Origin of the sequence: Lachnospira sp., from assembly GCF_016290755.1 — a bacterium.
In the GTDB taxonomy this organism is placed as follows: domain Bacteria; phylum Bacillota; class Clostridia; order Lachnospirales; family Lachnospiraceae; genus Lachnospira; species Lachnospira multipara.
Window position 1 is genome coordinate 23,467 of the sequence record NZ_JAEEVD010000029.1, and the last position, 7,552, is coordinate 31,018.

Genomic DNA, 7,552 nt, shown 5'->3' on the forward strand with positions numbered 1-7,552 from the left:
GTGGGTAAGAATTGGACTAAAGATCAGTTATTAGCAATTAAAGAACGTAATAAGAATATTCTTGTTTCAGCTGCAGCTGGTTCTGGTAAGACAGCCGTACTTGTTGAACGTATTGTAGAGATGATTACAACAGAGCCGGTTACTGATATTGATAAATTCGTAGTTGTTACTTTTACTAAGGCAGCAGCAAGTGAGATGAAGGACAGAATTAGAAAGGCACTTGAAGCTAAGTTAGATGAGAATCCACTTGATACTAATTTACTTAGACAGCAGACCTTACTTAATAATGCTCAGATTACAACTATAGATAGTTTTTGCCTTTGGATTATTAAAAATCATTTTTCAGAAATTGACTTAGATCCAGGTTTTAGAACTGCAGACCAGGGAGAAATTAAGCTTCTTGGAGCGGATGTGTTAGATGATTTAATAGAGGAATATTATGAAAAGCAGGATAAGGATTTCCTTAATCTAGTGGAAGCTTACGCTACAGGTAGGGATGACAGTAAGATTAATGACCTAATTGAAAAGGTCTATGACCTTGCTAGATCTAATCCATGGATTGATGAGTGGTATGACAAGGTTCTAAAGGTATATGAAAGCATTGATTCAGATGATGACAATGCAGCAATAAAGGACTGTTTATCTAGCATTGTATTATCCCTAGAGGGATACGCCGATTTATATGAGGGCATGATTGAGATTTGCGATAGACCAATGGGACCAGAAAAATACAAGTCTACTATGCAAGCTGAGGCAGCAGGAATGAACAGTCTACTTGAAAGTAGTAATCTTAAGGAATTTATTGAAAAATTAGGACGAATCTCCTTTGATAGAATGCCTTCAATTAGATCAAATCCTGATATAGACGATGATTTAAAAAACCAGGTTAAGAATGCTAGGGATGATTATAAGAAATATATTGAGAAATTAAAGAAGACTTTTTCTAGGGATTATGATGGTCTAATAGCAGATGTTAAGCATTGCTACGCATATGTAAGGACTATAATAAAGCTAGCTAAGGAATACAATGAAAGATTAGCCGCAGTTAAGAAAGATCGTGGAATTATTGACTTTAATGATATGGAGCATATGGCCCTATCAATTCTTATAAAAAAGGAAGATGGGGACATAGTTTATACGGATACAGCCAATGAATTAGCTAAGAATTTTGATTATATCATGATTGATGAATATCAGGATTCTAATATGTTACAGGAAGTTATTCTTAATGCAGTATCAAAGCTTAGATTAAACGAACCTAATAATGTGTATATGGTAGGTGATGTAAAGCAAAGTATTTATCGCTTTAGGCTTGCTTGTCCAGATCTTTTTATTGAAAAATACGATAGTTATAAATACGACTCAGATGAATTTAAGAAAATCGAGTTAAAGATGAATTTCCGTTCAAGAAAGGAAGTACTTTTTGCAACTAATGATGTATTCTTAAACGTGTTTAATAAGGCCTTTTGTGGCATTTCCTATACAAGTGAAGTTAGCCTAAACCCTGGATTTCCTTATCCAGAAACTAGTAGTCATGCAAGCTTTGATAATAGTCCATGCGAAATACATCTAATTGATGGAAAGGGTGTGGATTTTATTGAATCTGATGATGATGACAGCCTAGATGCAGATATGTCAGCTAGCTATGAAGAAGGAAGTTATAACAATAAGGAATTAGAGGCACTTCATATAGTTTCCTTAGTAAGAAAGATAGTTAATGAGGAAAACTATGTGTTTGATACAGATCTTGGAGATTATAGAAGAGCAAGTTATAGGGATATTGTTGTACTTGTAAGATCTAATAAGGGTTGGTCAGATAGACTTGTTAATATTCTTATGAATAACAATATACCCGCTTATAGTGATTATAGTGAGGGCTATTTTAATGTTAGGGAAATTAGCGTGTTGCTTAGTTTCCTTACAATAGTAGATAATCCGGTGCAAGAAATACCTTTATCGGCTTCGCTTTTATCATACTTTGGTGGCTTTAATTCAGAAGATTTGGTAAATATAAGAGTTCTTGGCCGCTATTTAAAGAAAGAAAATTGTCTTGAGCATCCTAATCTTTATCATGAGATGCTTGCAATTGTCGAGGAAGTTGATGGAGTATTAGATGAGGACTTTGAGGCTATTAGCCTAGAAGAAATAAGACAACTAGCTAATAAGATAAGTGTCTTTTTAACTGAATTAAATGATTATCGTAAGAAGTCTAATCTTTTAAATGTATATGACCTATTGTGGGATATTATTTATAATTCTGGTTATTATGACTATGTTGGTACAATGCCAGCAGGTAAGAGGCGTCAGTTGAATTTGGAAATATTCCTTGATAAGGCTGCAGCTTATAGTAAGACAAGTTACACAGGCTTGTTTAATTTCTTACGCTATATAGAGCGCTTGAAAAAATTCGACATTGATTTTGAAGAGGCATCAACTCTTTCTGAGAATGAAGATTTAGTTCGAATTATGACAATTCATAAGAGTAAAGGCCTAGAATTTCCAATCGTTATTATGGCTGGAGTTAATAAGCAATACAACTTACAAGACTCTAAAGGAACTCTAATTCTTGATTCCAATCTTGGTATGGGAATGGATTATATAGACTTAGATACAAGAACTAAGACAAGCACAATAGTAAAGGGAGCCATTAAGAATAGAATTGATAGGGAAGCAAGAGCTGAGGAACAAAGAGTACTTTATGTTGCAATGACTCGTGCAAGAGAGAAATTAATAATGGTTTCAGCTGTTGATGATGCTAATAAGCTAATTGAAACAGCAACAAGTGATGCAACATTAGTTAATAACGCCAATGGTTTTAGTTATATGCAGCTTAATAAACATAATAGCTTCTTAGCTATGGTACTTCCAGTTGCGCTACTTCCTAAGGAACGACAAACAGGAGACTTCCAAATTGATATATTACCGGCAGCAGATGTGGTAAAGGAAGCACAGTCAGTTGAAGTGGTTGAAACAACCATGACTAAGGAAGATTTTAAAAAAGGAAGCCTACCACCACTTCCAGATTATGTAATTGACCCTAAGGCAGAGCGTCCAGTTAAAGTTACAGTATCAGCTCTTAAGAAGATGCAGGCAGATGCTGACTTTGATAGTGAAGCCATGTCTATAATAAAGGAAGACTACAAGGATCAGGAAGAAGATAAGGAGGATTCTATGGAAGCTTCTAGTATGGAGATACAGAAAAGCCTAGAATCTAAGGATAATCTAGAAAGTCAAGAAACAGAACTAACTAAGGAATACGAGAATAAGCATATCCCTAAGTTTATTAAGAATACAGTGGATGAACTTGTGGGTAATGAGCGAGGTAGTGCTTATCATAGAATATTTGAATGCCTTGATTATAGTAAGGTTGAGACTCTAGATGACATAAAGGATAATATTCATAAGATGCTTATGGATGAGAAGATAACTAAGCAACAATATGATTGCATAAAGCCAGAGGACATCTATAAATTTACAAAATCAGAAGTGGGTAAGTTAGCAACTAGGGCAAGCAGTCTTGGTAAATTAAGAAGAGAGCAGCCCTTCGTCTTTGATGTAGATGGACAGCTAGTTCAGGGTATTATAGATATGTTTATTATAGAAGATGATGGTATAATAATCGTAGACTATAAGACAGACCGTGTTCGCTTTGGTAAAGCAGGCATTGATGAATTAAAGAAACGTTATAAGATTCAGCTTGACTACTACGGCAAAGCAGTAGAACAGATTACAGGAATTAAAGTTAAAGAAAGAATTATATATTCAGTAAGTATGGGTAGAGAAATATCAGTTTAGATTCTCTTTAAAGCTACTGGTACATTAAATGAAACTTAATATTGCCCTCTTAGTTTGCAATTTTGTATTTACAAAAAGCATGCTAAGGGGGATTTTTTATGCAAAGTTTGATTATTTGTTTACTTGTTTAAATGTAGATTAAGTATTTATATAGAAAAGGAAACTATTTTGGTGAGTTATATGTTTTATATATAAAAAGTACTATGTTTTTAGTAAACTAATTAGAATATGTATGAAAAAAATAAGACACTCGAACTATTGAATATTTTTAAATTTCACATATAATAATATCATATTTCGAAATAAAAAAAGCTAAAGACTAATTGAAGTTTCAATATCAATAATCACATAAGAGGCACCAGTCCTGGTACCTATTATCTTTAAGGAGTATATATGAACAAAAGTCGAAAAATTATGAGTATATTAATTATATTGATTATCAATGCATTGATATCTGCATTTAATTTTGGAAATGTTCTAAATAGCAATAGTGACTATAAAGATATAATAAACAATAATAATCTCTTTATCATAATCACAGTTTGTATAATACAGACAATTCTTTTGCTTATTATGGTTATTATAGATTTATTTCTTCTTGTAGTGATAAACAATATAATTGTAGATAATAAAATATCAATGAAGGAAAATGCATTCAAAATACTTGTGGTTGATTTTCTGATAGTTGTAATCAATTTTCTGGTTTTGACAATAATAGGGGATTATAGGATAAGCACAATTAAGCTTATTAATGTAATTCCATTATCAATTGTTATAAAAGGAATATTGATGTATTTTGCTATCTATAGGAATAGATTTAAATCAAAGTATGTAATCACTGTTTCGTGTACCGTAATGATTGAATATTTGATTAGTATAGGTTTTTGGTTGATTAATAGAATATAGGAGAAAATTATGGAAAATAATAATAAAAAAATGAAGCAGACACTAATACTGAATTTGATTATTAGTATTGCAACTGTCATTTTAGGTATTGTAGCGATTGCGTGGGCTTTAAGTTAATATGAAGGAATATCTTAGATTGCATAGACTAATTAAAAAAAGAAGTCTAGAGGAGAAAATAGCATTTACAATTAAACCGCTAATTAATATTTTTGTCGATGAAGATAAAAGGTATATTGTGTCTTTTTTTTACTATTTATATATTTTAACAGAAGTCCTACAATATGGTTTTTTAGCAATATTGTGTTTAATAATCACACATTTTATAAACTATGAAATCCTTGAAATTTGTATTATATGTGCTGTTACAAATTTATTTATTGTATATAACTTTGATAATAACGAAGTAACAGAATTTTTTCTAGAGTTGAGATTCTTTCTCACAAAGGTGAATATAAGTAAAAGAAAAAGAAAAAATATAGTATGTCGTTTTTTAACAAAAAACATATGGCTATACATAGTTATAAGTGGGATAGCAATATTCTTTGTTTTAAGATGTCATATATTGGTAAGAATAGCAATAACACTAATATCGTTATCAATAAATCTCATAATCTCTTTTGTTTTACTTAAGCTTTATAAAAAAATAGACATGATCGCTTTAGTGCTAAAAAACGATAACAGAGATTTGGTGCAAGAAAAAGATACTACCATTAGTATAACAGTTGAGAAAAAAAGTGAATTTTATAAGTTGCTAAAAAGAAAAACGTATTATGAATATAATAGTAGTTTCTTTAGAGTAAACAAAAAAATAATAACGGTAATTATAGGATTAATAATTGTTGGAATTAGTTTTATAGGTGTTGATAGAAACTATGTTTACATAATATCTGCATCGCTAGTTGCAACAATTACTAACGTATATGTGTCATATTATTACAAAGATATTATTACAAGCCAAGATATGAGAATTACGAATTTTTATTTTATAAATAAGTTTAGAGTAAGAAATAAGTATATTAAGTCAACATTTTTATTCTTGCTAAGTGAGTCTTGTATTGATGTAATAATCTTGGCTGTTAGCGTAATAATAGCAGGTAGATTTGAATGGATTAGTCTGTTGGTTAGCGCTATCACGTTTATTATATATACATGTTCGTTAATGATTTGCACGTCTAGAATGTACAATCCTATGATTGCAGATTTAGACGAGATTAAAGATGACTTGGATACAAATATCCTTAAAGATTTTTTTGAAGATTATATTATTATGGGATTACCTGTAATTATTATTAGTTATTGGCTTGTTAGTTATAAGCTAAAAGGTGATATTGCATCTTTTTTATTTTACATAAGTGGTTATAGCTGTTTTTTACTAGCTTACATAGTAATAAGGAAGTGCTTGCATTAGATGCGGCTTAGCCGCGGCTCGCACACAAGTAGTGATTTGCTACGCAAATAACTACAAGTAAAAAAAAGAATGGAAGATAGAAAATGTTGAGTGTCAATAATTTATACAAAAAATATGCTGATAGAGAAGTGTTTAATACAATATCATTTAGTATACCTCAAAAAGCCATAGTTTCGCTTTTTGGAAAAAATGGACAAGGGAAGACGACACTACTAAAAATTATAAGTGGACAAATAAAATACGAAGGTAGAATTACATATAATGGTATCAGCCTTGAAAATGATTATAACGAGTTTATAAAAAAGGTTGTTTTAATTAATAACAGTGATTTTTTATATTCTCATCTTAGCTTAATGGAACATATAAGTTTAATAAAGAATCTATCTGACAGTGAAGTATTAGCTGATGAATTGTTAGATGAACTGATAGATATCTTAGGAGTAGTAGAATACAAAGATATGTATATCAAGAATTTATCATTAGGTACAAAACAAAAAATACAGATTATAACAAGTTTATTGACAAAGCCGAAGTTGATTCTTTTTGACGAACCTTTTGTTAATTTGGATGAAAAATCTGTTATTAATCTTTTGAAATTTCTAGAGGAATATAATGAAAAGAATAATGGTATTATAATCTTTTCAACTCATTCAAGGGATGAAAAATTACAAAAGTTCTCAAATTATAGAATGGAGTTGCTAGATAAAGATATGGTCAGATTGGAGGCTATATAATAATGGCCGCTCTAGTAGAAACTTTCATCAAGCCTTTTATGCTTAAAAATTACATACTTTAGGAGATTACAGTGAAATTTAAACTGATGCTTTACTATATTTTCTTTTGGTATTATATTGTTCTTATAATAATACGTGAAAAAATAGGAGGGCTATATGAAGTTTAATCATAATTGTAAGAAAATCATATGCAGCATTATGGCAGTTATGTTAGTAAGTTTACTAATTGTGCCAACTATTCAAACTAAGGCAACAGAAGTGGTTACTTATATGGATTGGGATTCTGAATCTAAATCACTAAAAAAAGCTAGTTTATCCAATGATATTGTGATTAATAAGATAACTGACAAAACAAGAGAGATAGGTGAGAAAGAGAAAGAAACCTGGTATATTACTGAAGGAGAGACTACGATTAATGCTGATATAACAGTTAATGGTACAGTCAATCTAATTCTTGCTGATGATACTAAATTAGATATTGTATCGGGAAATACAAGTGGCATTGGACTTGTATTAGGTGCAGTGTTAAATATTTATGGACAAGATAAAGGCAATGGAAGACTTAATATAACATGTACAAGTGATTATTTTGGAATTATGAATTGGTCAGATGAAAGTGCAACAAATTATCCATTAAATATATATGGAGGATTAATTACATCAACAGGAGGAGTAAAAGACGCAAATAACGCAAGAGGCGGTATAAGAG

Annotated in this window: 5 protein-coding genes; all 5 read left to right on the forward strand. The window is 30.7% G+C overall.

What is annotated here, in order from left to right; all coding sequences use genetic code 11:
- Positions 1-3,795 carry a helicase-exonuclease AddAB subunit AddA gene (addA, locus tag QVA17_RS08060; RefSeq protein WP_287387709.1) on the forward strand — a complete coding sequence of 1,265 codons (3,795 nt, stop codon included), beginning with the start codon at positions 1-3 and terminating at the stop codon, positions 3,793-3,795.
- A gap of 393 nt (positions 3,796-4,188) precedes the next feature.
- Positions 4,189-4,701, forward strand: a complete 513-nt coding sequence (locus tag QVA17_RS08065; protein WP_287387712.1) for a hypothetical protein — start codon at positions 4,189-4,191, stop codon at positions 4,699-4,701.
- A gap of 118 nt (positions 4,702-4,819) precedes the next feature.
- Entirely contained in the window at positions 4,820-6,109 is a 1,290-nt protein-coding gene (locus QVA17_RS08070; protein ID WP_287387715.1) for a hypothetical protein, read from the forward strand.
- A gap of 83 nt (positions 6,110-6,192) precedes the next feature.
- The gene (locus QVA17_RS08075; protein ID WP_287387718.1) at positions 6,193-6,843 is read left to right on the forward strand and encodes an ABC transporter ATP-binding protein; all 651 of its coding nucleotides are present in this window, start codon (positions 6,193-6,195) and stop codon (positions 6,841-6,843) included.
- Between the two features lie 156 nt (positions 6,844-6,999).
- Positions 7,000-7,552 (forward strand): hypothetical protein (locus QVA17_RS08080; RefSeq protein WP_287387720.1); only part of this gene is annotated, 553 nt, incomplete at its 3' end.